We start from the raw sequence: 24,230 nt of genomic DNA on the forward strand, positions 1-24,230 counted from the left end.
CTCAGGGGCCTTGCCTGGTTCCGAGCCGGTTGATCTGCGCGCACTCAACGACGCCCGGCGGCTGTGGCATGTCGGCCAGTGCAACCATCGCCCGCCCCAGGGCCAGATTGCTGGTCGCGATGGAAGGGGCCATGCGTGCGACCAGCCCCAGCACCGGGGCGCCGACACCATAGAGTGGCTTCATCCACGAATGCACCGTGCCTGTACCTGCAACAGGCTGGACACCGCCTGGTCGCAACATCACCGTACGGATCGGCAAGCGGGCCAGCGCCTGTTCGGTCTGCCCCTTCACCCGCAATGGCATGATGCGGCTCTGCGGATCAGCATGAGCCCCGGACACGTACAGAAAGCGCCCCTGCGGACATGCCTGGGCGAACGCCGAAGCCACGGCAAGCGTGGCATCGAAGGTCACCGCGCGGTACTCGGCTTCGCGGGTTCCCACCGGCGGCGCTCCGGCGCAGTAAAGGCAGGCGTCGAATCCCGAAAACAGGTCAACACTGCCGGCGGCCTGCCGGAAATCGGCGAGCAGCAGTTCGGCGACCTGCTGCCCCGGCCGGCTGCCCGGCCTGCGGACCAGTGCCGTGACACGCTGCACCCGGGGCGATTCCAGGCAGGCCAGGACAACGCCCTGCCCCACCAGCCCTGTTGCACCGGCAACGAGCAGCTTCATGCGACCAGGGGCGGCGTGACTGTCCACGGGGCTCAGAGTTTCACGAAACGCTGGATGCGGCGCGCCAGCCAACCACTGAACACCAGCGGGGCATCCAGCGCGGACACACAGATGCAGGGCACGCCCGGCGCCGTCACCGGCTGGTGCTCAACGTCCTCGTCAAGATCCGCGACATCGCCAGGCGCGAACAGGCCCAACGCATCGTTGTAGGAACCGCGCAGGATCTGCGTCAGTTCGCTCTGTCCGTGGCTGTGCATCGGCAGGCACTTTCCGGGGGCGATCTTCAGCATGATCAACGATGGCATCTGTTCGGCCCGGATGCAGTGCACGCCAGGCGCGATCCAGCGCCAACGCAGCGCTGCCAGTGACCTGCCGAAATACGGGTGCAGCGATGCCGGCAGGTAGTCCGGATCAGCCTCAGGCCGTTCATGCGGCACCTCCCGCGGCGATGATGGCTCGGCCGCTGCTGAGACCGCCTGCGAGGACAGATGGGCCAGCATGGCCTCGCGCAGGGCGTCCCGGCGGTCTTCGGCAAGCGCAGGCTGGGTGTATTCCAGCAGCGCCGAACCGATCGCCTCAGCCTCCCGCAGGCGCTGCCGGCACACCGGGCAGCGCTCGAGATGCGTGCCGGCGACGATACTCAGTGGCGCCGGCAGTGCGCCGGCCGCATAACTCATCAACGTCGATTCGTGCAGATGGTGGTGCGGGCTCATTGCGCACCTCCGATCCGCGACTGCAGGCGCAGGAATGCGCGGCGGAGATGCGACTTCACGGTCCCCAGCGGCATGCCCAGAATGGAGGCGATCTCACCGTGGCTCTTGGCCTCGAAGTACGACATCCGGACCATGCGCGCCTGCACGGCCGGCAGTTCGTTGATGCGCTGGCGCAGCCGTGCATGGTCGGCAAACTGCTCGGCGCTGCTGCGCTCGACCAGGTCCGCGGCAGCGGCCTCTTCGACGGCCGCCTGGACCTGCATCCAGCTGCGCTCGCGCCGGACCCGGTCGATATGCAGGTTGCGGGCGATCCGGTAGAGCCATGTACTCAGTGCCGCCTGCGCCGGATCGTAGTCTCCAGCGCGCAGCCACACCTTCAACAGGCATTCCTGCGCAAGCTCTTCAGCCACGGCATCCGGCACGCCGAGTCCGCGCAGATAGACGCACAACCTGGGCATGAAGTGGTCATAGATGCGCATGAAGCAGTCGCGGTCGCGCAACCGCGCCACCGCGTCCATGTCACCGGTCCAGTTCAGTGCGTCAGTGCTGGGCTGCTGGGAACTGGACACGAGGCGGGCGGTGTCGAAGGGAACGGGAGGGCTGGCGGCGTCAGGGTACATCTGCGGTCGCGGCGGGCTGGTGAAGGTCTGTCCTGAGTACGGGCCATGGGCCCGTTTGGATGCAGCACCGACCTGCATCCAGCAACGGCCCTGCCGCGTATGCCAGAACACATCCCGCCGGAGCGCCTTCGATGCGCCTCACCTTCCTGCTGCTGTACCTGCCCTGCCCCGCCCTCGCGGCCACCCTGCTGCACAACGAGGGCATCGCCACCCTGCCGGATGGCCGGGTGGCCTACCGCGAGATGCACTGGCAGCGGGGCGCCACGGAAGGCGCCGAGCGCTGGGTCCAGTACCTGTGCCCGGACGGCCAGCCCTTTGCAAGAAAACACATGGCGGCCACGGATCGACCGCTGGCGCGCGGCTACCGGCTGCTCGACCAGCGCTCCGGTCAGCAGGCTGACGTGGAGATGTCCAGCGATGCAGTCCGCATCTCGTGGAAGGAGAGTGCCTCGTCCACATCGCGGCAGGCACGCCTGCCAGCGCCTGCCGGTGCAGTCGTCGATGCCGGCTTCGATGCGGCCGTGCGCCAGCACTGGACACCGCTGCTGCAGGGAGCCGAGGTGACCCTGCCCTTTCTCGTCCCCGGGCGCCAGCGCTTCTATCCGGTCAAGGTCAGCTGGCGTGGTGCGAACCGCTGGCGCGGGCTGGCTGCACAGTCATTCGAGGTCCAGCTGGACACCTGGTATGGCGGCGTGGCCCCACGCCTGTCACTGGTCTACGCCGAGGCCGATCGTCGCCTGCTGGAGTTCCGCGGCACCAGCAACCTGCGCGATGCACGTGGCACTTACCCCGCCGTGGTGGTGCGCTTCGACAGCCCGCCTGCGCCCCAGCCGGACAGCCAGTGGCAGCAGGCGTGGGCGCGGCCTCTGGTCGCCGGGTGCGCCGTTACGGCGAAGTGAAGACAAACAGGAAGACGAAGAATCTGCAACGAGGCGCATCCATTTCCCGCCCTGCTGCGTAGAGAAACACACGCCTCTCTCGAGATCCGCCCCATGGCTTCCGCAGCGCCCCTCCGCAGCCGACGCGAACGCCTTCTGAGCACCATCCGGCGCTGGTTCGACGCCGGCACTGCAATGGACACCGACAGTGGGCGTGCGGATCGGATCGACTGGCTGCGCGCGGTGCCATTCGCACTGATGCACCTGGCCTGCCTCGGCGTGATCTGGGTGGGGGTGTCCTGGATCGCCGTGGCCGTGGCAGCTGCGCTCTACGCGATCAGGATGTTTGCGATCACCGCGTTCTATCACCGCTACTTCTCGCATCGAACCTTCCAGGCGCCGCGCTGGGTGCAGTTCGTATTCGCGGTGATCGGCGCCTCCAGCGTGCAGCGCGGCCCGCTGTGGTGGGCCGCGCACCACCGGCATCACCACCGCCACGCCGACCAGCCGCAGGACCCCCATTCCCCACGCCAGCGCGGATTCTGGCGCAGTCACATGGGCTGGTTCCTGACCCGCGAGGCGTTCACCACCGACCTTGCCCGGGTGCCTGATCTGGCCCGGTTCCCGGAACTGCGCTGGCTGGACCGCTTCGACATCGCGGTGCCGGTACTGCTGGCGGCAGGCCTTTATGTACTGGGCGAACTGCTCGAACGGGCAGCGCCCGGCCTGCACACGTCCGGGCCACAGCTTCTGGTCTGGGGCTTCTTCGTTTCCACCGTCGTCCTGTTCCATGCCACGGTCACCATCAACTCGCTGGCGCATCGCTTCGGCCGGCGCCGCTTCGATACCCGTGACGACAGCCGCAACAATCTGTGGCTGGCACTGCTGACCTTCGGCGAGGGTTGGCACAACAATCATCACTTCTTTCCCGGCTCGGTCAGGCAGGGCTTCCGCTGGTGGGAGGTGGACATGACCTGGTACGGGCTGCGCGCAATGGCCGCCCTGCGGCTGGTCAGCGGACTCAAACCCATCCCAGCGTGGGTCCTGGACAAGGCGAGATACTGACATGCGCATCGCAGTCATCGGCTCGGGAATCTCTGGTCTGGCCAGTGCATGGTGGCTGGACGGCGAACATGACGTCACGTTGTTCGAGGCCAACGACTATCTCGGCGGACACACCCACACCCACGACATCGAGCTGGGCGGGACGCGGATGGCTGTGGACACCGGGTTCATCGTGTTCAATCCGCTGCACTATCCGCTGCTGAGCGCGCTGTTCGACGAGCTGGGCGTCACCTCGCGGCCCACCACCATGAGTTTCTCCATGCACAGCGAGCGTTCGGGCGTGGAGTACAACGCCACCTCGCTGGACGGCCTGTTCTGCCAGCGACGCAACCTCGTTTCGCCGCGCTTCTGGGGAATGCTCTCCGACCTGCGGCGCTTCTATCGCGATGCGCCGCTGCTGCTGGCCGAGCGGGAAGGCCCAACGCTGGGCGACTATCTGCGCAGCCAGCGCTATGGCAAGGCCTTCGTCGACGAGCATCTGCTGCCGATGGCGTCGGCGTTGTGGTCGTCGCCGACGGCGACCGTCCTGGACTTCCCCGCACGCTACCTGGCCCAGTTCATGGCCAACCACCAGATGCTGCAGATGACCGGCCGCGCGCCGTGGCGCGTGGTGGAAGGTGGTTCGGCGCGCTACGTGGACGCCCTGCGCCGCCGCTGGCGGGTGCACGAGCGCCTGGAGTGTCCCGTCCTCGCCGTCGAGCGGATGCCCTGGGGCGCGCGCGTGCACAGCGCTGCGGGCGTGGAAGGATTCGATGAAGTGATCCTCGCCTGCCACAGCAACCAGGCGCTGGCACTGCTGGCCGATGCCGATCCGATCGAGCGTGACGTACTCGGTGCCATCCGCTACCAGCCCAACGACGTCGTACTGCACACCGATGCATCCCTGCTACCCCGTAACCGCAAGGCATGGGCTGCATGGAACGCGCATGTGCCGCGCGATCCCGCCGCTCCCTGCACCGTGAGCTACTGCATGAACCTGCTGCAGGGACTGCCCGGCGACATCCCGCTGGTCGTGACGCTCAACCGCACCGAGGCGATCGACCCACGCCGCATACTGCGTAGAATGAGCTATGCACACCCGGTGCACGATCATGCTGCGGTCCGAGCCCAGCAGCGCTGGGCCGACGTACAGGGCCGCCGCCACACCTGGTTCGCCGGAGCCTACTGGGGGTGGGGTTTCCACGAAGATGGCATCCGCAGTGCCCGTCGTGTCGTCGACGCGATGCGCACCTGTTCGCCGCAGCCACGTCTCATGACGCAGGACGAGGCCGCCGCATGAGCGCCAGCGCCCTCTACTTCGGCCACGTGATACACCGCAGGCACCAGCCGCACGCGCACGCCTTCCGCTACCCGGTCGCGCAGCTGCTGCTTGATCTCGACGAGCTGGACACGATCTTTGCCGGACGATGGCTGTGGTCCTTGAACCGCCGCAATCTGGCGGAGTTCCGGCGCAGCGACTACTTCGGTGACCCCTCGATGCCGCTTCCCGAGGCGGTCCGCCGCCATGTCGCAGGCGTGCGGGGTCATCGCCCGGCGGGCCCCATCCGCCTGCTGACCCATCTGCGCTTCGGCGGGCACGTCTTCAACCCGGTCAGTTTCTATTACTGCTACCAGCCTGACGGCAGCACACTGGACTGCATCGTGGCCGACATCACCAATACGCCCTGGAAAGAGCGCCACGCCTACGTCCTGTCAGTGGAAGAAGCGGCCAGCGAGCCGGGCTCACTGCGCTGGCAGTTCCAGAAGCGCTTCCATGTGTCGCCCTTCATGGCGATGGACTGCACCTACGACTGGCGGTTCAGCACGCCCGGCGAGGACCTCAGGGTCCACATGCAGGTTCTGCAGGAGGGCGTGCGCCAGTTCGACGCCACGCAGCACATGCAGCGACGACCGCTGGACGGGCGCGGCCTGGCGAAGGTGCTCACCCTGTATCCCCTGATGACCGTGCAGGTCGTTGCGGCGATTCACTGGCATGCGCTGCGGTTGTGGCTCAAGCGCAACCCGGTCCATGACCACCCCTCACTTGCCGGAAAACCGCGATGAACGAGATGACTCCATCGGCAGCCATGCCCCGGGCCGGCGCGCTCGACGCATACCTGCGCCAACGCCTGCTGTCCCAGCTTGCGCCGCTGCGCGAAGGCCAGCTGCGGGTACGGGATGCCCTCGGCGAAACACTGCTGGGCGACGCTGCGGGGGAACTGCATGTCACTGTGACCATCGATGACCCGGCGTTCTACCGCAAAGTCGCCGCACAAGGCAGCGTAGGCGCCGGCGAGAGCTACATCCATGGCGACTGGCAATGCGACGACCTGGTTGCGCTGGTACGCCTGCTGGTGCGCAACCGCGATCTGCTGGACGGCATGGAACGTGGCCCGGCGCGCATCGGCGGCTGGCTGCTGCGCGGCTGGAACCGGCTGCGCCGCAACAGCCGCGAAGGCAGCCGACGCAACATCGCGGCTCACTACGATCTCGGCAACGACTTCTTCGCCCTGTTCCTGTCAACGGACCTGATGTATTCATCGGCGCTGTTCGCCAGCGAGCAGGACACGCTCGAGGACGCCTCGCGGCGCAAGCTCGATCGCATCTGCCAGCAGCTGCGCCTGGCACCCGGAGACCGGGTGGTCGAGATCGGCACGGGCTGGGGCGGATTCGCACTGCATGCCGCGCAGCATTACGGCTGCCATGTCACTACCACCACGATCTCCGCCGAGCAGCATGCGCTGGCCACGGCGCGGGTGCGCGCCGCGGGCCTGGAGGATCGCATCACCCTGCTGATGAAGGACTATCGCGACCTCGACGGGCAGTACGACAAGCTGGTCTCGATCGAGATGATCGAAGCGATCGGCGCCCAGTATCTGGACACCTACATGGCCACCCTGCAACGGCTGCTCAAGCCGGACGGGCTGGCCCTGCTGCAGGCGATCACCATTGAAGACCACCGCTACGAGCAGGCGCGCCGAAGCGTGGACTACATCAAACGCCACGTGTTCCCCGGCAGCTTCATCCCTTCCATCAACGCGATCATGGCCGCCAAGACCCGTGCCAGCGATCTGCAGCTGCTGGCGCAGCAGGACTTCGGTCATTCCTATGCGCTCACGCTGCGGGCGTGGCGCCAGCGATTCCTCGCACAGCTTCCCGCAGTGCATGCGCAGGGGTTCGACGCGCGGTTCTGCCGTCTGTGGGAGTTCTACCTGGCCTACTGCGAGGGCGGCTTCCTGGAACGTTCGATCGGCGTTTCACACCTGCTGCTGGCACGCCCCGGCCATCGGGGCAGCGCGCACGCCACGGGTGCACACTGACATGCGCCGCACCTGGCTCAATCTGCTCGGCAACCAGGCGGTCTGGCTGTGCGCGGTCGCTGGCGCCGGGCGCGGGCTGCAATGGCCAGCACTGCTGGCCGCCACACTGTTCGTGGCCAGCCAGCTCAGCACCAGTCCCCTGCCCCGGGTCGAGCTCCGCCTGCTGGTCCTGGCCCTGGCCTGTGCGTGGCTAGTCGATGGCGCCGCTGCCGCCGCGGGCGTGGTGCGTTATGCCGCTGCGCCCCTGGGCTGGGTACCACCGCCCTGGATCCTCGCACTCTGGGCGTCCTTCGCGATGACGATCAATGCATCGATGGCCTTCCTGCAGCGGAACACGGTGCTGCCCGTGTGCTTTGGCCTGCTGCTTGCCCCGCTGGCGTACCTGTCCGCCAGCCGCGGCTTCGACGCCGTGCAGCTTTCGCCCCCGGCCTGGAAAGGCCTGCTGACGCTCGGTATCGGCTGGAGCATCGCCCTGCCGCTGCTGTGTATCGCTGCGCGTCGCTGGTCGAGGCCCGCCATCCGCCCACCGTTTGCCGGAGCCCAACCATGAACGCCCTGCCCTGGGTTGCCCTGTATGCCCTGCTCATCATGGCCTGGGGATGGGCATGGCAACGCCGTCACCGCAACATCGGCATCGTCGATGTGCTGTGGGCGAAGGGCGTCGCTGCGTCAGCGCTGATACTGGCCCTGCTCGGTGACGGCGCCGCGCTGCCGCGTGTGGCCCTTGCGGTGCTGGGCGGCCTGTGGGGCGGCCGACTCGCGCTGCACCTGTGGGGCCGCGTGCGGCGCGAGGCCGAGGACGGGCGTTACCGATACCTGCGAGATCACTGGCAGAGCCACCAGGGCAAGATCTTCGGCTTCTTCATCGCCCAGGCGCTGCTGATCGTGCTGTTCTCCCTGCCATTCGTGGCCGTCGCCAGCAACGACTCGCCCGCCGCGGCGGGCTGGGTTGCCGCCGCTGCCGTAGTCTGGCTGTTGAGCGTCGGCGGCGAGGCGCTGGCCGACCATCAGCTCGCACGGTTCCGCGCCGACCCGGCCAACAAGGGGCGCACCTGCCGCACCGGCCTCTGGCGGTACTCGCGGCACCCCAACTACTTCTTCGAATGGCTGCACTGGTTCACCTACGTCCTGCTCGCGGTCGGCTCGCCATTGGGCTGGCTTGCCTGGACAGGACCGGTGCTGATGTACCTGTTCCTGCGCTATCTCAGCGGCATTCCCTTCACCGAGAAGCAGGCGTTGCGCAGCCGTGGTGAGGACTACCGCGACTACCAGCGCAGCACGCCGATGTTCTTCCCGTGGTTCCCGCGTTCGTCCAAGGAGCACCTGCCATGACTGTCGCCACATCACTCGCAACGCCTGCCGATCCGGAAACCGGGCTGATCGCCTGGGCCGAGCGCGGCCTCATTCCGGATGTGGCCCTGCGCTCCGGTATCCGCCGGCTGTGCGCCCAACGCCTCCAGGAAGAGAGTGCCGGGGGCATCGAGGCGCAGTCCGCGCGCTTCAACCAGTGCCTTGAGCAGTTGGCCGGCAGCCCGGTCGCGCTTCATGTCGATGCCGCCAACCGGCAACACTATGAAGTCCCCGCCGCATTCTTCCAGGCCTGCCTGGGCAAGCGCCTGAAATACAGCAGCTGCTACTACCCGAGCGGTCGCGAGACCCTGGACGAAGCCGAAGTCGCCATGCTCGAGCTCTACGGCGAGCGTGCCAGCCTGGCTGACGGGCAGCACATCCTTGAACTGGGGTGTGGCTGGGGCTCGCTGACCCTGTGGATGGCCGAGCGCTTCCCGGGCGCGCGCATCACGGCGGTGTCCAATTCGCACAGCCAGCGCCAGCACATCCTTGAACAGTGCAGGCTGCGCGGGCTGGGCAATGTCGAGGTGATCACCTGCGATGTCAACCGGCTGGAGCTGCCCGCCGGCCGTTTCGACCGCTGCGTTTCGGTGGAGATGTTCGAGCACGTCCGCAACCATGCGCAGCTGATGTCACGCATCGCGCAGTGGCTGAAGCCCGACGGCGCGCTGTTCGTGCACATCTTCGCCCACCGCACCCTGATGTACCCCTTTGAAACCGAAGGCGGCGACAACTGGATGGGGCGGCACTTCTTCACGGGTGGGCTGATGCCCGCTGCCGACACTCTGCTGCACTTCCAGCAGGACCTGCGCCTGCAGCGGCGCTGGCTGCTGGATGGCACGCATTACCAGCGTACGGCTGACCACTGGCTGGCGAACCAGGATGCCGCGCGTGAACGCATCATGCCGATCCTGGAGGCAACCTATGGCAGGTCGGCGGCAAGGCAGTGGTGGAACCGCTGGCGCATGTTCTGGATGGCCTGCGCCGAGTTGTTCGGCTACGACAACGGCCAGCAGTGGCTGGTTGCCCATTACCTGTTCCGGCCACGTTGAGGTCACCATGCGCCCCCTTCCGCTGCTCTCGTTCCTGGCGATCGCCCTGTTCGGCACCGGCTGCAGTTCAAGTGACCTGCGCCCTCTGCCGCGACCGCAGGCGGTCGACGTTCCCCGCTTCATGGGCGACTGGTACGTCATCGCCCATATCCCTTCCTGGCCGGAACGCGAAGCGTTTGACGCCATTGAAAGCTACGCGCCGCGGCCGGACGGCCGCATCCAGACCACCTTCACGTATCGCAAGGGCAGTTTCGACGCACCACAGCGATCGATGCACCCGATCGGCAGGGTCGAGAAGGAAGGCAACGGCGCCATCTGGGGCATGCAGTTCGTATGGCCCATTCAGGCCGAGTACGTCATTGCCTGGATCGATAGCGACTACCAGCAGACCATCGTGGCGCGTAGCAAGCGCGACTACGTGTGGTACATGGCGCGCACCCCGCAGGTCTCTGCGGAGGACTATGCGCATGCGGTGAAACGCATCGCCGCGATGGGATATGACACCCGCGAGCTGCGGCGCGTTCCGCAGTCACTGCGCTGACGTCCCGCACGGACCGGGCCCCGCTGCGCGGGAGCCCGGCCCTTCAGCCCGCTCAGGCTGCCAGGCGTTCGACCTGGCGACGGGTCAGGTCGTTGAAGCGGCCCAGCGACATCAGGTGCTGATGGATCAGGGCCAGCCAGCCGCTGCGGTGCCATTCGATCACGGTTTCCTCGGGCAGCGCGACGAACTTCTCGACGTCGACCACCTGGAAGCCGTTGAGGTTGAACTCCTGACCGTTCGGAGCGCGTACGGTCGCATTGCGCTCGACCAGCAGCCCCTTTTCGATGAGCGCCTTGGAGAAGGCCTGGGTCTGTTCGTGCTCGCGGGTGTACTGCCCGCAGAACTCCAGCGCCTGCTGCACCATGTCGGTGGCCTTGCCGTCGGCGAACAGCGCCTGGCCTTCCTCGCCTCCCTTGACCACGCGCGGGCTCGCTTCATCGATGCCGAGCAGGAAATCGTTGTCCGCGCCGGTGTCGATGAAGATGAAGGGGTGGCGACGCAGATAGGCCGGAATGTAGGCCTCGTCTTCCCACAGCCCGTCCTTGATGAACAGGTTCTCGTTGGTCACGCCGACGGCAGCCATCGGAACGGCGCCGGGGCCGGCGAACAGGATCGGGAAATGATGCAGTGCCAGCGAGAACTCGCCGAGCACCAGCGGAATGGCGTTGTTGCCGGCGGCGAAATCAAGCTTGCCCGGCAGGATGCGCAGGTCGGCGTGCACATCAGCCTGCAGCGGCACCGGACGGGTGTAGAACAGGGGGGTGCCGGCCTGCGCCGCTTCGGTGGTGGTGTCGCTGGTGGTCATCGTAGGAACCGTTTCATCATGCGCGCCTGCCATCCCGGGCGCGCCAGCGGGAACAACCTGAATCCCGCATTATCAACAAGCCGGGTGACGACCACCACCCCGGCACTGACTTATTTCAGCTGCAGCGGATAGCGCTGCCACAGGACGTGGACAAGGAAGCCCGCCAGTTCGGTGTCGCGCGCACTGACCGCGGCGCGGATCTTGTCCAGCAGGACCATGTCACTGCAGGAGCGCACATCGGCGTGGTTGGCCTGGCCCGACCTGCGTGCGCGGTAACGCGCGGCGCGCTGCGCATCGCTCATCGCGTACCCGAATTTGGGCGGACGACCGCGCTTGCGCGGCAGGGTCAGCTCCAGGGTTCCGGGGTCTTTGTCATCACGCATGAGTGGGGGCAGACAGCGGCAAGCAACGACGGGTGCGCAATTTATCGTGAGGCATCACTTTAATCCAGCTTTTTCTACACTTTTGTTGCACTGCAATGCGCCCTGCTGCCGCTCGCCGGCAGCAAGAGGGGCCCGCGAACGGGCCCCTTGCACACTTCAGGCAGCGCGTACCGGCTCGTAACCGTGCAGGTGCGCTTCACTGCTGGCGCGCCCCTGGCTGAGCGAGCGCAACGCAGTGGTGTAGCCCACCAGTTGCGCCAGCGGTGCAAAGCCGCTCACTTCGGCACGGCCCTCCTGGTCCTCGATGCGCGCGACGCGACCGTGGCGACGGTTGAGGTCGCCGACCACGTCGCCCACCGACGCCGAGGGCGAATGCACCGTTACCGCCATCACCGGCTCCAGCACCTGCGTGCCGGCACTGGCCAGCGCGGCCCTGACGGCCTCACTGCCGGCCCGGTGGAACGCCATGTCCGAGGAATCCTTGGCATGAGTCTGGCCGTCCACCAGGGTCACTTCGATGCCCACGACCGGATGCCCCTGCGGTCCTTCCGACAGCGCCGCACGCGCACCCTTCTCCACCGCTGCGATGAAACCACGGGGGATCACGCCTCCCACGATGCGATCGTTGAACACCACCTGGTCGTCCTCGCGCGGCGCCACGTCCAGCACCACATGGGCGAACTGGCCCTGGCCACCGCTCTGCTTGACGACCCTGCCGACCACGCTGGAGACCGCGCGCAACGGCGTTTCCTGGTAGGCAACGCGCGGCGAACCGATGCCGACATCGACCTTCCATTCGCTGCGCAGGCGCTCGACCATCACCTCCAGGTGCAGTTCGCCCATGCCCCATACCAGCGTTTCGCCGCTCTCGCGATCGGTCTCCACGCGGAATGACGGATCCTCCTGGGCGAGGCTGGCCAGCCCCTGCGCCATGCGGATCAGGTCCGCTGCACGCGCAGGTTCCAGGCGCCACGCCAGCACCGGCGCCTGTGCCTGGATGCTCTCCAGGCGCAACGGCTGATCGCGTGCGCTCAGCGTTTCACCGCTGACTGCATCCTTCCAGCCCAGCACCGCGACGATGTCACCGGCCACGGCCTGCTCGATGTCATGGGTCTGGTCTGCCTGCACCCGCACCAGGCGGCTCACGCGCCGACCCTGCGGATGCTGCGAGCTGGCCACAGCGTCGCCTGCCTTCAGCGTTCCCGAATACAGCCTCACGAAGCTCAGCGCACCGTGCTGCTGATGGGTGATCTTGAACAGCAGGCCCGCCAGCGGACCCTCCGGATCCGGCGGCAGCAGCACGTCGCCGGCCTCGCCTTCGGCAGTGACGGCAGGCCGATCCAACGGCGAAGGCAGGTAATCGACCACCGCATCCAGCAGCGCCTCGATGCCTTTGTCCTTGAACGCCGCACCCGCAAGCACCGGCACGCCCGCACCGGCCAGCGTCGCCCGCCGGAGTGCCGCGCGCAGCAGTTCCGCATCGATCACCCGGCCTTCCAGCCACGCATCGGCCAGACCCTCGTCATGGTCGGCCACGGCCTCCACCAGCGCGTCGCGCCGCGGTTGCCACTGGCTGCGTGCAGCGTCATCCCACGGCGTGATGGTCACCACGCCGCCGTCGCGCCACTGCAGCACGCGCTCATCCACCAGATCGACCCAGCCGCTGAAGTCGCTTTCGCTGCCCAGCGGCACACCCAACGCCCACGGCCGCGCCTGCAGCTTGTCCCGCAGCTGCTCCAGCACGCGCTCGAACGAGGCGCCGACACGATCCATCTTGTTGACGAAGGCGATCAACGGCACCCGGTGCCGGCGCGCCTGGCGCCACACCGTTTCCGACTGCGGCTGCACGCCATCCACGGCAGAGAACACCGCGACGGCACCGTCGAGCACCCGCAGCGAACGCTCGACTTCAATGGCGAAATCGATGTGGCCCGGGGTGTCGATCAGGGTCAGCCGATGCGGCGGCAGATCGCGCGGCGCCCACTGCGCCTGCACGGCTGCTGCGCCGATGGTGATGCCACGCTCGCGCTCGATCGCCGAGAAATCGGTGGTGGCGTTGCCGTCATGGACCTCACCGACGCGGTGGATCTCGCCGCTCTTCCACAGCAGTCGTTCGGTGAGCGTGGTCTTGCCGGCGTCGATGTGGGCAATGATGCCGAGGTTGCGACGACGGGAAAGGATCTGGGTGTTCATGTGATGGGTTCCTGCAAGCCAACTTCGGGGGCCGCGCACCCCGGTTGGCGACAGGGTGCGCGGCTAGCGTTCGGTCTCGGCGATCTGGTGCATGGCACGTTCTCCTTGCGGTGCAGCGGGTGGATGAGAGGGACTGCGGAAACGAAAAGAGCGCCCCGGAGGGCGCTCTGTGGATGGTCCAATGGTGGCCGATTCAGCGGCCCCGTCGAGCTCCAGGCAGACACGCCCGTTCCGCGCTTGCGCGGGTCAGGGTGAAAAACTTCAGGAGCGGCATCCGGTTCATGGGGCGCATTCTAGACCTGCCAATCTGGCGCGCAAGTGCTGATTGCGCGCACCAGTGGAACGATGAGGATTCCTTTCGCCGCCCGGATCAGGTGACCACCACCAGCGGCACGCCCCGCTTCGGATGCTCCAGCACGACCACGTCCTGCTGGTAGACCCGCTGCAGCGTGTCCACGGTCAACACCTGCGCGGGTGAGCCGTCGGCGGCCACCCTGCCCTGTTCCAGCAGCACGATGCGGTCGGCATGGCCGGCGGCCAGATTCAGGTCGTGCAGCACCACGATCACGCAGGCCCCGGCCTCGGCACAGGCACGCACGCTGCGTAGCGTACGCTCCTGGTGGCGCAGATCCAGCGCAGCGGTCGGCTCGTCGAGCAGCAGCAGCGGCGTATCCTGCGCCAGCACGCGCGCGAACGTGGTCCGGGCCGATTCGCCACCGGACAAGTGCTGCACCTCGCGCAGGCGCAGCGCCTGCAGTTCGGTTGCGTCGATCGCGGCCTCCACCTGCGTGTCATCGCGTACGGGATCGGGCGGGTGTGGCAGGCGCCCCATCGCCACCACCTCCTCCACGCTGAAGGCGAAGCGCACGCCGTGCTCCTGCGGCATCACCGCGCGCTCGCGCGCCAGTGGACCGGCCTTGTAGCCGGCCAGCGGCCTGCCAAGCAGGCTCACCTCACCCGCATCGGCATGCAGATCGCCCGCAGCCACAGCCAGCAGCGTCGATTTGCCAGCGCCGTTGGGCCCCACCAAGGCAGTGACCGTCGCCGGCTCGAACGCCAGGTTGATGCCGTGCAGGATCTCGCGCTGCCCGCGTCGCACCACGACGTCGCGCAGATGAAGCAGGGCCGTCATGGGGCTGCCTTGCGGCGCTGCTGCAGCACCAGCCAGAGGAAGAACGGTGCACCCAGTGCAGCCGAGAACAGACCGAGTGGAATCTCCGCCGGCGGGTCGAGCGTGCGCGCGGCCGTATCGGCCACCACGATCAGCAGCGCCCCCAGCAGGCCGGAAAGGGGCAGCAACCAGCGGTGCCCCGGCCCCACCAGCATGCGCGCCACGTGTGGCACCACCAGGCCGACAAAGCTGATCGAACCGGCAAACGCGACGGCCGCACCCACCAGCAGGGCACTGAACGCCACCAGCCGGCGGCGGGTCCGTGCCACGTCCAGGCCCAGATGCTGGGCCTGGCGTTCCCCCAGCGCCAGCATGTCCAGTGGCGTTGCCAGGCGCTGCAGCGCGAACACGCCGATGGCGAACAACGGCACCACGGCGGCGACATCACTCCAGCTGGCGCGGGCCAGCGAACCCATCTGCCAGAACACCAGCGACTGCAGTTCGCTCTCGCTGGCGATGTAGGTCAGGAAACCGATCAGCGCCGAGCAGAACGCCGCCATGGCGATGCCGACCAGCAACAGCGTGGCATTGCCACTGCCCTTGCCCGGCCGGGCAAGGGCGTAGGTCAGGCCGATCGCCAGCGCACCGCCGGCAAACGCGGCCACCGGCACCAACCAGCCGGCCGCACCTGCAGCACCGAGCACGATGGCGGCGACCGCGCCCAGCGCGGCGCCCTGGCTGACGCCGACAATGCCCGGGTCCGCCAACGGATTGCCGAACAGGCCCTGCAGGCTGGCACCGGCCATCGCCAGCGATGCCCCCACCACCGCGCCCAACAGGGCGCGCGGGATGCGCAGCTGCCAGACCACCGCCAGGTCGCGGCTGCTCACCGCCTGCGGATCGAGCAGCCCCATCTTCACCGCCAGCGCCTGCAGCACCTCCAGCGGTGGCAAGCGCAGTGGCCCGACCGCAAACGAGGCCAGAATGGCGGCCAGCAGTGCCAGCATCGCCACCATCAACATCGTCCGCCCGCGACGACGGCGCCGGTCCGCCGGACTCATGCCTTCGGCAGCGCCGCCAGCGCCCGCGCCAGCGCCAGTGCGCCAGCCCCGGAACCTACGCTGGTGTACTTGAGCTGCACATCCGGCATCACCCAGACCCGGTTGGCCTGCCCGGCCGGTGTCTGCTTCAGCGTCGGGTACGACTTCCACAGGCCCTCGGCACCGCCGAACAGCTGCAGATCGTGCTCGGTCACCAGAATCACCTCCGGTGCCGCGGCGACCACGCCCTCATTGCTCAGCTGCGAGTAGTTCTTCACTCCCGCTTCGGTGCCGATGTTGACGCCGCCGGCCAGCGCGATCAGTTGCGCCGATGCGCTGTCGGCGCCCGCAACGGTCGGTGCGCCACCGGCACCGGTGGCCGACACATGGATCACACGCGGCGCATGGCCCAGGCCCCGGCCGATCGCTGCGGCCTCATCCAGCTGACGCTGCACCTGCGTGGCAAGCGTCTGCCCTGCTTCGGCCAGCCCGAGTGCGGCGGCGACCTTGCGCACCTTGTCCGGCGCCGGCTGCAGATCGTCGATGACCACCGCCGGCTCCCCCACCTCGCGCAGCTTCTTCGCCAGCTCGGTGTGGCGGCGCAGGCTGTTGCCCAGGAACAGCGAACCCCGCAGGCTCAGCACACCCTCCACACCCGTGGTGCGGTTGAACAGGAACTGGTGCGGCGCAGCCCGGCCAGCCTCGGTGGTGGTGTTGGTCGGGGCGGCAAATACCTGCTTGCCCAGCCCCAGCGCCTCGATCACCGCGATGACGTCGTCGCCACCGGCGATGATCCGGCGGGTGTCGGTCACCGCGATATCGGCGCCGTCATCGGAATGCACCTTGGCCGGCAGCACGGCCTTCTGGTCATGCACGGCCGGCATCTCGGCACCGGCCACGCGTTTCCAGCCTGCCGGCAACGCGGTGTCCGCGGCGGCCGCCATTGCCGCCGGCGGCGGTTCGGAAGGCTTCTTGGCATCGGAGGGAGCCGACGAGCCGCCACAGGCAGCCAGTGCCAGCGAAACAGCCAACGGAAGTGCGCACAGGCGCAGACGGGGCACGATGTTCATGGACGTTCTCCTTGCTGGCAGGGCGACGCGCGCGCCGCCCTGCCGTCTGACTTACTGCTTCGGGGTGATGCGGGTGATGCGATCACCCTTCGGGTCTTCAGCGCCGCGCGACTTGTTCACCGCGAACACGTTGCCCTTGCCATCGGCACGGACGTGGTTCGGCAAAGTGCCGCCGTCGAGGTTGGCGACCACCTTGCCCTCGCGGTCGACCACGGTCACGGTGCCGGCGCCACGGTTGCTGACATAGGCCAGGCCGGATGCATCATCGAAGGCGACGTTCAGCGCACCCGCGCCCACCGGCACATCGTGCAGCACCTTGCCGGCTGCGACGTCGACGATCAGCAGGTTGTCGGTGCCCTGCGACGCCACGTACAACCGGTTGCGCGCCGCGTCGAACGCCACGCCCGACGCGCTGATCGAGTTGCCCAGATCGATCACCTTCTCGACCTCACCGCTGGCCACGTCGATCACCGCCGCCTCCGGCGTGCCGATGCTGACGGTGAACAGCTTGCCGCCCTTCTCGTCCAGCACCAGGCTCATCGGCGTGAACTTGCCGTCATCCACGCCCGATTCAAGCGTCACCGCGGGCAGCTCCTTGAACGTCTTCGCATCGAATACCGACAGGTGATCCTCACCGGTGGCCGAGGCAAACACCTTGCCGCGGGTACCATCGATCACCACGTCGCGCGCATGCGGCACCGCATCGACCGGGAACTGGTGCACCAGCGACAGATCCTTCTGGCGATAGACGGCCACGCTGTTCTGACGGGTATTGGTCACCCACACGTTGCCGTTGGCATCATCCACGCCCACGCCGTACACCGCATAGACCGCGCCGTTGGTACTGCCCGGCACCTGCGCCGGCGTGATCGCCTTGCTGACCTTCAGCGACGCCGGGTCGATCTTCAGCAGCTGCGACTGGGTCACCGGCGGCCGGCCGACCGCGGAGGTCACGAACAGCGCATTGCTGGCGGCGCTGTAGGCGGACTGGTACAGGCCCGGCACCAGCTTGTTGGACTGGGTGGTGAACTGCGCCTGGCCCGACAGCGGCAGCTGCGGCGAGACGCGCAGCTTCAGCACCGTCGCGGCGGCCGGCTGGCTCGCCCGCACCACGACCGGATGGGTGCCCGGCACGGCATCGGCGGGAATGGCCAGCTGGGTCTTGAAGTTGCCATCGGCATCAACCACCACCGGCTGGGCGTTCAACACGCTGTCGCCGCGCAGCAGGCTGACCTTCTGGCCCGGCACGAAGCCGCGACCGACCACATCGGCGGTGCTGCCCGGCACCACATTGTCGCCGCGCGAGACCACCTGGCCCTTGAACCTGGCGTTGGCCGGTTGATCGAATACCGGCTGCGCGGTGGCCGCGACGGCCAGCAGCAGGCCGGTGGCCAGAGTGGTGAAGCGAAGCGAAGGACGAAGGGAGGAACGGAACGACATGACAGGCTCCTTGCACACGTAGGCCGCGCCACGTGGCGCGGGATTCATCGGTTGCCTGGGCCGCTGCACGCGGGCAGCCTCGCCTGGGTAGTGGGGTCGCACGGCACGCCGCGCGAAGGGATTCATTCGCTGGACGGCCCATCCGTTGCACTGGCGCCATCGCCTGCACTGCGATCGGTCACCCCGTACAGCTCATGCAGCGCCGCGTGGAAGGACGCCGGCAGCATCGGGCCATGGCCCAGGCCAGGAAACTCGCTGTACTGCACGCTCAGCCCCGGCACCCGGCGCAGCCGCTCGGACAACTGCATCGCCGCGTCAGGCGTGGCGCCGCCGATGCGGCGCAGGTGCGCGACCACCCGCGGGTTGCTCAGGTCACGCTTGCCGCGGTCGCCGACGCGCTCGGCGCCTCCCAGCATCAACCAGACCCTGGCCGGCTGCCCGTGCACGTTCTGCACGAACTGCTGTTCGGGATCGCCCAGCGCCGCGCCCTGCGCCCACCACAGTGACGGACTGGCGGCGAGATAGGCCTGGAACGCGGCCGGCCGGGTGTACAGCGCGTTGAGCACGAACAGGCCACCGAGCGAGTGCCCCCACAGCGCCTGCTGCCCGGTGTCGACGCGGGCGCGACGCTCCACCTCGGGCTTGATGCGGCGTTCGATCACATCAAGGAACGCCGCAGCGCCCCCGCCGACCGCCTGGGTTGCGCCGCTCTCATCGTCGGCGCGGTCGATCCATGCCGTGTAGTCACGGGTCCGCGCCTTCGAGTCGATGCGCAGATCATTGTCGTAGCCGATCAGCACCAGCACCGGAGGCGCCTTGAGTGCTGCAAGTTCAGCCAGCAGCGGCTGGTCGAGCACCATCGCCACCGCATTGCCGTCCAGCGCGTACAGCACCGGCGAAGGTGCACTGGAGGCGCGGACCGGAATCGCCAGATTCACCCGCCAGCGGCGCTGCGTGTCGGCACTGTCGATCACGAAATGCTCGAAGCGATAGCTGGCGGCCGGCTCATCCAGCACGGTGTGGCCGATCTTCTGCAGCGGATTGCGCTGCTGCGCGTACGCATACGGGGTAGCCAGGAGCAGACCCATCATCAGGACGGCAAGGCCGCGGGCCAGCGGACCACGGTGCGGAGGCAGGACGAAATGCTTCATCGGCGGGCGACGTCAGCGGCCTGGGCCGCTGTTTCACAAGGGACCGCAGTCTACCTTAAACGCGAATGATTATCACAACGATCAAACGTCACACTGTGTATCACGCGCGCGATACCGCGGCGTCATGGGACGCATCATCATTGTTCCCGCCAAGGCGGGAAGGCCGATCCAGGACCGGGCGCTGCCCGGCGGGTGCCGCGTCAAGGGCCCGCAGGCACGGGGCCGTACGGGTTTTCCTGCGGCGTGCCGGGCAGCAGAGCGAACACCAGGATCACCAGGCCGCCCATCGGCACCAATGCCAGAAGATAGAGCCAGCCGGACTGGTTGCAGTCATGCAGACGGCGCACGGTGACGGCGATCAGCGGCACGATCGTCGCCAGCCACATCAGGCCCAGCAGCACCATCGTGCCGATCAGGATGGCGCTCAGTGCATCCGGACTGGAGCGCATGAGGATCGCCAGCACGCCGGCCAGCAGCGACACCGCCGTGGCCACCAGAAACAGGAACAGCTGGAACATCCAGTATTCGCGGCGATTGGCCCGACCCTCGAACTGGGCGTAGCGCTTCAACGCCAGAGTCATGTCCTGCATGAACGTCATCCTTGAGAAGTGAACCGGGGATTCTCTCGAATCAGCGTGGACCCGACAATCGGATTGGTTGCATAACGGCGATCAACGCCGCTTCGCCGCCCGCGCCGCCTCGCGCTCGGCGCGCAACCGGTCGAGCTTTTCCTTCAGCTTGATCTCCAGTCCGCGCGGCACCGGGTTGTAGTACACGCGCTCGCCCATCGCATCGGGGAAGCCGGTCTGATCCAGGGCGATCCCGCCTTCCGCATCGTGGTCATACTGGTACTCGGCACCGTAGCCCAGTTCCTTCATCAGCTTGGTCGGCGCGTTGCGCAGGTGCAGCGGCACCTCTTCGGTACCGCTCTGGCGCACGTCGGCCTTGGCCTGGTTGAACGCCGCGTAGCCTGCATTCGACTTGGCGGTGCTGGCCAGGTACAGCACCAGCTGGGCGAACGCGAGCTCGCCTTCGGGGCTGCCCAGCCGTTCGTAGATGTCCCACGCTTCCAGCGCCATGCTCTGTGCTCGCGGATCGGCCAGGCCGATGTCCTCGATCGCCATGCGGGTCAGCCGGCGCGCCAGGTACGACGGATCACAGCCGCCGTCGAGCATGCGGGTCAGCCAGTACAGCGCCGCATCGGGATTGGAACTGCGCACCGACTTGTGCAACGCCGAGATCTGGTCGTAGAACTGCTCGCCACCCTTGTCGAAACGGCGGGTACGGTCGGCCAGCACCTGGGTGAGCGTCTGCGGGGTGATGTGCCCGCCCTCGCCCCCCGCCAGTTCGGCAGCGATTTCCAGCAGGGTCAATGCGCGGCGCACGTCGCCATCGGCAGCGGTGGCGATCTCCAGCAGCAGCTCGGGCGCAACCTCGATGGACTCCTGGCCCAGGCCGCGCTCGCGATCGCCCAGCGCCCGCTGCAGTGCCTCGACGATGTCGGTGGGCGAGACCGCCTCCAGCACGTGCACACGGCAGCGTGACAGCAACGCCGAGTTCAACTCGAAGGACGGGTTCTCGGTCGTGGCACCCACGAACAGGATGGTGCCGCGCTCGATATGCGGCAGGAACGCGTCCTGCTGCGCCTTGTTGAAGCGATGCACCTCATCGACGAACAGCACGGTACGCCGGCCTTCGGCGAAACGCTGCGCCGCTTCTGCCAGGACCTGGCGCACCTCCGGCAGGCCGGACAGCACGGCGGAGATGGCGCGGAACTCGGCATCGGAATACTCGGCCAGCAGCAGCGACAACGTGGTCTTGCCACAGCCCGGCGGGCCCCACAGGATCATCGAATGCACCCGACCGGACTCGACCGCCCGGCGCAGTGCGCTGTCCGGAGCGAGCAGGCGCTTCTGCCCGACCATTTCATCGAGCGTCTGCGGACGCATGCGCTCGGCGAGCGGGCGCAGATGATCCCGATCGACACTCAGCAGATCGGGGCCGGGGAAGGAAGTGGAGCGTTGTCTTGGCACCCGCTTATTGTACCGCGCCCCCCGTCGGTCGCGCCGGGCCATGCCCGGCGGATCGGCGAAATGCGCACATCGGTAGCGCCGGGCCATGCCCGGCGTCACCCATCAGTTGCCGATGACGTCGGTGCCGGCCGGCGGGCTGAAGCGGAAGGTCGAGGCCGCGAAGGTCGGGTTGCGCTTCCAGCCGCTGAAATTGATCACGGTGCGCTGGCCGACCGCGTCGGTGATCTCCATCCTCGCCAGCCCCTGGGCGTTGAAGCCTAGTGCGGCGTACTGGAAGCTGGCCTCGGTATCGCGCTTCGGCGACAGCGACAGCCACTGCAGGCCATCCCGTTGTGCCGCCTCCTCGCTGAGGTCGTACTGCTGCTCCAGCAGCGCTGGGTTGATCAGCGCGGTCAATGGGCTGTTCTGCTCTTCCTTGCCCTGCTCGCGCACGGTGGCCTGCTCCAGGTCCGGCTCGTACATCCAGACCTTCTTGCCGTCGGCCACGATCAGCTGTTCGTGCGGCCGCACGTACTCCCAGCGGAACAGGCGCGGGGCAGAGAGTGCCACGCGGCCACTGGTCGACTCCTTGACCTTGCCGCGGCTGTCGAACACCTGCTGGCTGAACTGGCCATCCAGGCCCTTCAGGCCGCTGGTGAAGTTCTTCAGGTCATCGCGGGCACCCGCCCACGCGCTGCCCGCGGCGGCGCAGGCCATGGCGAGAGTGCTGGCGGCAAGAATACGGCGGAGGCGGACGTTCATGCGGGAATCCTGTGGGCGCGGGCGCAAGGAAAGGTGGATGTCAGTGTGCCCGGGCAAAGATGAATGGGCGATCAGGGCGACATTATGCCGCCCCACACGTCCACCGGCGATTCAGTTGGCAGGTGCAGGCAGCCTTCCATACAGAACCTGTCCGCGGAAGCCGCGGCGCACTTCGCGATACAGCGCGCGGAACGCGGTGTAGTCCTGGGGCTGGCACAGTGCCTCCGGTCCACGCACGGCATTCTGCTGCAGGCGATGGTGGACGATCACCTCCTGGCCCTGCCGGCTCCAGTCCACCCGGTACTCGCCCGCGGCATTGGCAAAACGCTGGCTGGCCGGAACGGCGATGATCGGCGCGTTGGCCGGGAACTGCAGGCGATAGGTTTCTTCACGCAGGCTCGCGTTGCAGTAGAACGGCGTCTCGTTGGCCGGTGCAGACGCGGTAGCGTACAGCCCGCGCACCGACTCGCCGCCTGGCGGATCCGGCACCGCCATGCCCCCGGCCACGCTGAAGTCCACGTAGTCTTCCGCCTGGAAGGCCATGCGGTAGCCGAACGGCCGGGTCAGATCGACCGGGACGCCCTGCAGTTGCAGCTGGCCGCGGCCATCAAAACCGGACGCCGCCATGATCGACTCCTCGGCGCGCGCCCGATTCTGCGCATTGAGCTGGGCGAACTGTGCGCGCATGCCGATCTCCGCATTCTCGCCCAGCTGCGGAATCGTCTCGCCACGCAGATTGCCGTTGGCATCGAACGTGAAGCGCACCTCCATCGAGGTTGCGTTGCGCTGCGGACCATTGGCCGGCGTGCGTGCCAGGCTCGCGTCGGCCGTGCGCATCACCGGCGCGCCCAGGTCGCCCTCGGGCAACTGGCCGAAGCGCGCCCAGGCGGTGGTCGAATCCAGGTACAGATCGAACTCGGGAATGTAGGTGATGGCGTGGTTGAAGCGCCCCAGCACCGGAATCTTCGGCAGCGTCGGCCCGCCACCGGCGCCGATCAGCACCGGCGAACTGGCAATTCCCTTGGCGGCCAGCAGGGCTTCCAGCAGGGTCACATGGTCCTTGCAGTCCCCATAGTGGTTGTCGAGGATGCTCTGCGCGCTGTTGGGCTCCAGCCCGCCATTGCCCAGGTACACCGCGACGTAGCGGATGTTCTGAGCGACCCAGCGGTACAGCGCATCGGCCTGCGAGCGACGGTCGCCGATGCCTGCGGTGACCTGGTCGGCCAGCGCCTGGATCTCCGCCGTGACCTGCGCGGCGGGACCGGCCTTGAGCTGGTACGCCCGGCCCATCTGCGCCCAGTCACGATAGGTGCTGGCCATGATGTTCGGGCCGAACTCCCAGCCGGCGGCCGACCAGTTCTGCGCCTGCATCGCCTCGCGGCGCTGGTAGCGCCAGCGCCACTGCGCCTGGCCGTTCCTCACCGCCGGGCGATCGCTGCCCTGCACGCCGCGGCTGTCGACGAACATCGGCAGGTTGGCCGGTGCGCTCAGCGTCACCTCGGCATCCTCGTATTCGGTGAACACATTGAAGGTCTCCCACAGGCCGAAGTAGCCCGGGAAGTACGGCGTGGCCTGGGTGCGGCGCACCTGGTAATACAGGCGCGTGCCCGGCGCCAGGTTCGGGAACACGATCACCCGCACCTTGCGGTCGGCGTACATCGCTGCCGAGGCGCTGGAATAGCTTTCCTGGGTGTAGATGCGATCTGCCGGAACGTCACGGCGCTGGCCATCGGCGGTGATGGTGTAGGCGTCGAGCACCTCCAGCGTCTCCATCTTCTCGCTGTAGCTCAGCCGCACCTGGCTGAACTGCTCGACCGAGGCCTTGGTCTTGAGCAGGACCTCGTAGGTCTCGGTCTGCACATTGCCTGCGTCGGGCCGCACCTGGTAGTCGGCGCGATAGCGGACGATGCTGAAGTTGTTGCTGGCTTCGGTATCGCCGCTGGTGGAAGGCGGCGCCGTAGCGGGCGCGGGGGTGGCGGTCTCCGCCAGGGCCGGGCTGGCGGCCATCAGGCCAGCCAGCGCCAGCGCCAGCGCGCGTGGTACGGGATGAAGCATTCGTCGGATCCTTGGACGTC

24 protein-coding genes are annotated in these 24,230 nt (G+C 67.6%); 9 read left to right on the plus strand and 15 right to left on the minus strand.

The window, feature by feature from the left end; genetic code table 11:
• Position 1: 1 nt before the first annotated feature.
• The 3 genes from ACVOJ1_RS08190 to ACVOJ1_RS08200 are packed head-to-tail and all read right to left on the minus strand — an operon-like array spanning position 2 to position 2,003.
• Positions 2-670, minus strand: a complete 669-nt coding sequence (locus tag ACVOJ1_RS08190) for an NAD(P)H-binding protein (RefSeq protein WP_053518533.1) — start codon at positions 668-670, stop codon at positions 2-4.
• A 32-nt stretch (positions 671-702) separates the two neighbouring features.
• Entirely contained in the window at positions 703-1,383 is a 681-nt protein-coding gene (locus ACVOJ1_RS08195) for a ChrR family anti-sigma-E factor (RefSeq protein ID WP_065175685.1), read from the minus strand.
• Entirely contained in the window at positions 1,380-2,003 is a 624-nt protein-coding gene (locus tag ACVOJ1_RS08200; RefSeq protein ID WP_065182216.1) for a sigma-70 family RNA polymerase sigma factor, read from the minus strand. Before ACVOJ1_RS08200 ends, ACVOJ1_RS08195 begins: the two co-directional genes overlap by 4 nt.
• A gap of 131 nt (positions 2,004-2,134) precedes the next feature.
• Between ACVOJ1_RS08200 and ACVOJ1_RS08205 the strand changes: the two genes are divergently transcribed.
• From ACVOJ1_RS08205 to ACVOJ1_RS08245, 9 genes are all read left to right on the plus strand, one after another.
• Entirely contained in the window at positions 2,135-2,902 is a 768-nt protein-coding gene (locus tag ACVOJ1_RS08205; protein WP_346480313.1) for a hypothetical protein, read from the plus strand.
• Positions 2,903-2,995: 93 nt separating this feature from the next.
• Positions 2,996-3,946, plus strand: coding sequence for an acyl-CoA desaturase (locus tag ACVOJ1_RS08210; RefSeq protein WP_164152110.1), 951 nt, complete (start codon positions 2,996-2,998; stop codon positions 3,944-3,946).
• A 1-nt stretch (position 3,947) separates the two neighbouring features.
• Complete coding sequence (locus ACVOJ1_RS08215) at positions 3,948-5,225, plus strand: NAD(P)/FAD-dependent oxidoreductase (RefSeq protein ID WP_346480314.1); 1,278 nt, start codon at positions 3,948-3,950, stop codon at positions 5,223-5,225.
• On the plus strand, positions 5,222-5,989 hold the full coding sequence (locus ACVOJ1_RS08220) for a DUF1365 domain-containing protein (protein ID WP_197599965.1): 768 nt from the start codon (positions 5,222-5,224) through the stop codon (positions 5,987-5,989). Before ACVOJ1_RS08215 ends, ACVOJ1_RS08220 begins: the two co-directional genes overlap by 4 nt.
• Positions 5,986-7,245 (plus strand): SAM-dependent methyltransferase, encoded by a 1,260-nt coding sequence (locus ACVOJ1_RS08225; RefSeq protein WP_180875144.1) that lies wholly within the window; start codon positions 5,986-5,988, stop codon positions 7,243-7,245. The genes ACVOJ1_RS08220 and ACVOJ1_RS08225 overlap by 4 nt, the downstream gene beginning before the upstream one ends.
• A gap of 1 nt (position 7,246) precedes the next feature.
• Positions 7,247-7,795 (plus strand): DUF2878 domain-containing protein, encoded by a 549-nt coding sequence (locus ACVOJ1_RS08230; RefSeq protein ID WP_346480315.1) that lies wholly within the window; start codon positions 7,247-7,249, stop codon positions 7,793-7,795.
• Positions 7,792-8,577: a DUF1295 domain-containing protein gene (locus tag ACVOJ1_RS08235; protein WP_346480316.1), complete on the plus strand. Its 786-nt coding sequence runs from the start codon at positions 7,792-7,794 to the stop codon at positions 8,575-8,577. The genes ACVOJ1_RS08230 and ACVOJ1_RS08235 overlap by 4 nt, the downstream gene beginning before the upstream one ends.
• Positions 8,574-9,647: an SAM-dependent methyltransferase gene (locus ACVOJ1_RS08240; RefSeq protein ID WP_180875141.1), complete on the plus strand. Its 1,074-nt coding sequence runs from the start codon at positions 8,574-8,576 to the stop codon at positions 9,645-9,647. Before ACVOJ1_RS08235 ends, ACVOJ1_RS08240 begins: the two co-directional genes overlap by 4 nt.
• Before the next feature lie 7 nt (positions 9,648-9,654).
• Positions 9,655-10,188 (plus strand): lipocalin family protein, encoded by a 534-nt coding sequence (locus tag ACVOJ1_RS08245; RefSeq protein WP_180875140.1) that lies wholly within the window; start codon positions 9,655-9,657, stop codon positions 10,186-10,188.
• A 52-nt stretch (positions 10,189-10,240) separates the two neighbouring features.
• Here ACVOJ1_RS08245 and ACVOJ1_RS08250 read toward each other — a convergent pair whose 3' ends face one another.
• The 12 genes from ACVOJ1_RS08250 to ACVOJ1_RS08305 all read right to left on the minus strand — a co-directional run bounded on the left by ACVOJ1_RS08250 (position 10,241) and on the right by ACVOJ1_RS08305 (position 24,210).
• Positions 10,241-10,993: a SapC family protein gene (locus ACVOJ1_RS08250; protein WP_111186989.1), complete on the minus strand. Its 753-nt coding sequence runs from the start codon at positions 10,991-10,993 to the stop codon at positions 10,241-10,243.
• A gap of 110 nt (positions 10,994-11,103) precedes the next feature.
• On the minus strand, positions 11,104-11,376 hold the full coding sequence (locus tag ACVOJ1_RS08255; RefSeq protein WP_019659661.1) for a hypothetical protein: 273 nt from the start codon (positions 11,374-11,376) through the stop codon (positions 11,104-11,106).
• Between the two features lie 156 nt (positions 11,377-11,532).
• Positions 11,533-13,569: an elongation factor G gene (gene fusA / locus ACVOJ1_RS08260; protein WP_346480317.1), complete on the minus strand. Its 2,037-nt coding sequence runs from the start codon at positions 13,567-13,569 to the stop codon at positions 11,533-11,535.
• 370 nt (positions 13,570-13,939) lie between these two features.
• A complete protein-coding gene (locus ACVOJ1_RS08265) occupies positions 13,940-14,701 on the minus strand; it encodes a heme ABC transporter ATP-binding protein (protein ID WP_262100681.1) in 762 nt (253 codons plus the stop codon).
• On the minus strand, positions 14,698-15,741 hold the full coding sequence (locus tag ACVOJ1_RS08270; protein WP_053518563.1) for a FecCD family ABC transporter permease: 1,044 nt from the start codon (positions 15,739-15,741) through the stop codon (positions 14,698-14,700). The genes ACVOJ1_RS08265 and ACVOJ1_RS08270 overlap by 4 nt, the downstream gene beginning before the upstream one ends.
• Positions 15,738-16,790, minus strand: coding sequence for a heme/hemin ABC transporter substrate-binding protein (locus tag ACVOJ1_RS08275; RefSeq protein ID WP_262218073.1), 1,053 nt, complete (start codon positions 16,788-16,790; stop codon positions 15,738-15,740). The genes ACVOJ1_RS08270 and ACVOJ1_RS08275 overlap by 4 nt, the downstream gene beginning before the upstream one ends.
• Before the next feature lie 51 nt (positions 16,791-16,841).
• Entirely contained in the window at positions 16,842-18,230 is a 1,389-nt protein-coding gene (locus ACVOJ1_RS08280; protein ID WP_346480318.1) for a YncE family protein, read from the minus strand.
• 122 nt (positions 18,231-18,352) lie between these two features.
• A complete protein-coding gene (locus ACVOJ1_RS08285; RefSeq protein ID WP_346480319.1) occupies positions 18,353-19,381 on the minus strand; it encodes an alpha/beta hydrolase in 1,029 nt (342 codons plus the stop codon).
• A 200-nt stretch (positions 19,382-19,581) separates the two neighbouring features.
• Complete coding sequence (locus ACVOJ1_RS08290) at positions 19,582-19,971, minus strand: DUF805 domain-containing protein (protein WP_065182200.1); 390 nt, start codon at positions 19,969-19,971, stop codon at positions 19,582-19,584.
• A gap of 81 nt (positions 19,972-20,052) precedes the next feature.
• Positions 20,053-21,330, minus strand: coding sequence for a replication-associated recombination protein A (locus ACVOJ1_RS08295; protein WP_227255445.1), 1,278 nt, complete (start codon positions 21,328-21,330; stop codon positions 20,053-20,055).
• A gap of 186 nt (positions 21,331-21,516) precedes the next feature.
• Positions 21,517-22,155, minus strand: coding sequence for an outer membrane lipoprotein periplasmic chaperone LolA (gene lolA, locus ACVOJ1_RS08300; RefSeq protein WP_065182198.1), 639 nt, complete (start codon positions 22,153-22,155; stop codon positions 21,517-21,519).
• Between the two features lie 111 nt (positions 22,156-22,266).
• Positions 22,267-24,210, minus strand: a complete 1,944-nt coding sequence (locus ACVOJ1_RS08305; protein WP_340044835.1) for a DUF3857 domain-containing protein — start codon at positions 24,208-24,210, stop codon at positions 22,267-22,269.
• Positions 24,211-24,230: the final 20 nt, after the last annotated feature.

Source organism: Stenotrophomonas sp. STEN225 (genome assembly GCF_056756445.1).

Excerpts from the sequence above, each read along its gene's own strand:
- ACVOJ1_RS08190 (WP_053518533.1), bottom strand. The coding sequence starts at position 670 with ATGAAGCTGCTCGTTGCCGGTGCAACAGGGCTGGTGGGGCAGGGCGTT.
- ACVOJ1_RS08195 (WP_065175685.1), bottom strand. The coding sequence starts at position 1,383 with ATGAGCCCGCACCACCATCTGCACGAATCGACGTTGATGAGTTATGCG.
- ACVOJ1_RS08200 (WP_065182216.1), bottom strand. The coding sequence starts at position 2,003 with ATGTACCCTGACGCCGCCAGCCCTCCCGTTCCCTTCGACACCGCCCGC.
- ACVOJ1_RS08205 (WP_346480313.1), top strand. The coding sequence starts at position 2,135 with ATGCGCCTCACCTTCCTGCTGCTGTACCTGCCCTGCCCCGCCCTCGCG.
- ACVOJ1_RS08210 (WP_164152110.1), top strand. The coding sequence starts at position 2,996 with ATGGCTTCCGCAGCGCCCCTCCGCAGCCGACGCGAACGCCTTCTGAGC.
- ACVOJ1_RS08215 (WP_346480314.1), top strand. The coding sequence starts at position 3,948 with ATGCGCATCGCAGTCATCGGCTCGGGAATCTCTGGTCTGGCCAGTGCA.
- ACVOJ1_RS08220 (WP_197599965.1), top strand. The coding sequence starts at position 5,222 with ATGAGCGCCAGCGCCCTCTACTTCGGCCACGTGATACACCGCAGGCAC.
- ACVOJ1_RS08225 (WP_180875144.1), top strand. The coding sequence starts at position 5,986 with ATGAACGAGATGACTCCATCGGCAGCCATGCCCCGGGCCGGCGCGCTC.
- ACVOJ1_RS08230 (WP_346480315.1), top strand. The coding sequence starts at position 7,247 with ATGCGCCGCACCTGGCTCAATCTGCTCGGCAACCAGGCGGTCTGGCTG.
- ACVOJ1_RS08235 (WP_346480316.1), top strand. The coding sequence starts at position 7,792 with ATGAACGCCCTGCCCTGGGTTGCCCTGTATGCCCTGCTCATCATGGCC.
- ACVOJ1_RS08240 (WP_180875141.1), top strand. The coding sequence starts at position 8,574 with ATGACTGTCGCCACATCACTCGCAACGCCTGCCGATCCGGAAACCGGG.
- ACVOJ1_RS08245 (WP_180875140.1), top strand. The coding sequence starts at position 9,655 with ATGCGCCCCCTTCCGCTGCTCTCGTTCCTGGCGATCGCCCTGTTCGGC.
- ACVOJ1_RS08250 (WP_111186989.1), bottom strand. The coding sequence starts at position 10,993 with ATGACCACCAGCGACACCACCACCGAAGCGGCGCAGGCCGGCACCCCC.
- ACVOJ1_RS08255 (WP_019659661.1), bottom strand. The coding sequence starts at position 11,376 with ATGCGTGATGACAAAGACCCCGGAACCCTGGAGCTGACCCTGCCGCGC.
- fusA (WP_346480317.1), bottom strand. The coding sequence starts at position 13,569 with ATGAACACCCAGATCCTTTCCCGTCGTCGCAACCTCGGCATCATTGCC.
- ACVOJ1_RS08265 (WP_262100681.1), bottom strand. The coding sequence starts at position 14,701 with ATGACGGCCCTGCTTCATCTGCGCGACGTCGTGGTGCGACGCGGGCAG.
- ACVOJ1_RS08270 (WP_053518563.1), bottom strand. The coding sequence starts at position 15,741 with ATGAGTCCGGCGGACCGGCGCCGTCGTCGCGGGCGGACGATGTTGATG.
- ACVOJ1_RS08275 (WP_262218073.1), bottom strand. The coding sequence starts at position 16,790 with ATGAACATCGTGCCCCGTCTGCGCCTGTGCGCACTTCCGTTGGCTGTT.
- ACVOJ1_RS08280 (WP_346480318.1), bottom strand. The coding sequence starts at position 18,230 with ATGTCGTTCCGTTCCTCCCTTCGTCCTTCGCTTCGCTTCACCACTCTG.
- ACVOJ1_RS08285 (WP_346480319.1), bottom strand. The coding sequence starts at position 19,381 with ATGAAGCATTTCGTCCTGCCTCCGCACCGTGGTCCGCTGGCCCGCGGC.
- ACVOJ1_RS08290 (WP_065182200.1), bottom strand. The coding sequence starts at position 19,971 with ATGCAGGACATGACTCTGGCGTTGAAGCGCTACGCCCAGTTCGAGGGT.
- ACVOJ1_RS08295 (WP_227255445.1), bottom strand. The coding sequence starts at position 21,330 with ATGCGTCCGCAGACGCTCGATGAAATGGTCGGGCAGAAGCGCCTGCTC.
- lolA (WP_065182198.1), bottom strand. The coding sequence starts at position 22,155 with ATGAACGTCCGCCTCCGCCGTATTCTTGCCGCCAGCACTCTCGCCATG.
- ACVOJ1_RS08305 (WP_340044835.1), bottom strand. The coding sequence starts at position 24,210 with ATGCTTCATCCCGTACCACGCGCGCTGGCGCTGGCGCTGGCTGGCCTG.